This is a genomic window from Salinimicrobium oceani (assembly GCF_012037645.1).
In genome coordinates this window covers 1-287 of record NZ_JAAVJR010001604.1, presented here as the reverse complement: position 1 = coordinate 287, position 287 = coordinate 1, and the positions used below count along the sequence as shown (strand labels likewise).

At 38.0% G+C, this 287-nt stretch carries 1 pseudogene; it reads right to left on the bottom strand.

The features are described 5' to 3' along the window. Positions 1 to 13: 13 nt before the first annotated feature. Positions 14 to 287: pseudogene (locus HC175_RS23260) on the bottom strand (lactate utilization protein B/C); the annotation flags it as partial.

Below are 287 nucleotides of genomic sequence, written 5' to 3'. Positions count from 1 at the left end.
ATTTTCCTTCATGTTACAGATCTTCCAGAAGCAGCAAATATAAGTTTTTTGTGCTACTTCCATAACTCATGAAGTCTCCTTCCTTATTTGTCTCGAAATTCTTGATGGTGGTAATGTTGGAAGGAATACGGTCCCGGTTCTTGAATTTTATTCCTCTAAGACCTTCGCCAATGGCATCTACCAGTTTACTTGTGGAAGCTAAAATGACAAAGTCATAGGGGAGTTCCATTAATTTCTTTTCCTTTATCTGGTTGGAGGAAATTAGGATAGAACCGTCATTGGCAATA